The organism is Kineococcus glutinatus, from assembly GCF_039542765.1.
Lineage (GTDB): Bacteria > Actinomycetota > Actinomycetes > Actinomycetales > Kineococcaceae > Kineococcus_A > Kineococcus_A glutinatus.
Window position 1 is genome coordinate 1 of record NZ_BAABIL010000672.1, and the last position, 1520, is coordinate 1520.

General features: G+C 72.3%; 1 protein-coding gene and 1 pseudogene. Both read right to left on the reverse strand.

Going from position 1 to position 1520, the window contains the following annotated elements:
* Window positions 1–783: pseudogene (locus tag ABEB16_RS19910) on the reverse strand (hypothetical protein); the annotation flags it as partial.
* Window positions 780–1235, reverse strand: coding sequence for a hypothetical protein (locus ABEB16_RS19915; protein ID WP_345713939.1), 456 nt, complete (start codon window positions 1233–1235; stop codon window positions 780–782). The gene ABEB16_RS19915 and the pseudogene ABEB16_RS19910, both read right to left, overlap by 4 nt.
* Window positions 1236–1520: the final 285 nt, after the last annotated feature.

Here is a 1520-nt window from a genome sequence, read left to right on the forward strand (position 1 = left end):
CTCCCCGGCGCGCACCCGGGCGGCCTGGCTGGCGGCTTCCAGCAGACCGGCGAGCGCGGCGCCTGTGGCCGCACCCGTTGCCATCGCGGCGCCGACTTCTCGGGATGCGGCTGCCGCGGCCTGCCGGTTGCCCCACTTCGTGGGGTCGGCGGCGGCCTCGTAGGCCTCCTCGGTGGTGACCGGGCGGCTGCGCACGTCGCCGACGTGCAGGGCATCCGTGACGTGTGCGCGGGCGTCGGCGTAGTCGGCGTAGTTGTTGCCCTCGGGATCGAGGGTTAGACGCCGATCCAGGAGGTTCTCCACGGCTTCAAGCTGGTCGCCGGCGATGAGGCGTTGCATTCCCTCGTAGCGGTCGTTGGCGATGCTTCTGGCAGTGGTCGTGGCCCGCCCCATCAGCTTGGCTTGGGCGGCAGCCAGCAGGCGCCCACCCTCGACGATGTGCAGGTCGGCTGCCCCGTTCTGCGAACCGCCGACCGCCCATTCGGTGGTGGGGGCACGCACCGCCGAGCCCTTGGCGATCGCGTCCCGGTTGAAGGACGCCTCGTGCATCACCTCGAACAGGTGCCCGGCGCGCTGGGGCAGGCCGGTGTTGCGGTACCGCGCCGCGACCTGCTGGGCGATGTCGCGGATGCGCAGCGCCTCAGTGGTCTGGTCGGCGAGCTTGCGCGTCGCGCCGTTCACCAGCGTCCACGCCGCCGCGTCGACACCACCGCGCAACACCCGGCGGCGCCGACGGGTGGACTTCTCGGGCACGTCCGGAACCTCGGGGACGTCATCGCTCATGAGGTCGGTCCGCCGGCCGGTGTGCCGCCGGCGGGTACGGGATCATCGCCCGTGAGGTCCTGCAGGCGCTGCCTGGCATCGTCGACGACCTGCCCGGACAGGTCGGTGACCGATCCGTCCTCGTCCGTCAGCGGCGTGGACATGATCGAGAGGGTGGTCGTGACCAGGCCCACCACCGTGGCCACCTGCGCACGCTGGGGTGGGGAGTAGGTGGCGTAGTCGTCGTTGCTCTCCACCAGGGCCTTCAGCAGGGGCAACTGCGCGTCGGTCTCCGTGTGCAGGTCGCCCAGCACGGCGCGCACTTGACGACTGCGGGCGATCACGGCGTCGGTGTTCTGCTCGGCGCGCGTGATGTCAGCCTCGGCGCGGCTGAGCTCGTCAGCGGTCTCCCGCTGTTTGCGGCGCTGCCTGCGACCCTGCCACGACAGCACCCCGACGGTGGCCACCAGCACCGGGGCCGCCACCAACCCGCCGAGGACGGCAGTGCCCGCGGCGACACCTCCACCTCCGGCCGCGAGCGATCCGCCACCCAGCCAGGCGAGGGTGGCGCTGGTGGCCGCCGCCCCGGACAGGGAGGAGATCGCGGTGCCGGTGGAGGCGGCCGCGAAGACACCGACGGTGGCGAAGGCCGTAGCACCCGCCCCCGCTCCGGCGGTCAGTCCACCAGCCAGCGCACCCGGATCTTGACCCGCTTCTCCGGACACCGACCTGAGGCGATGATGTCGCCCAGAGAGGAG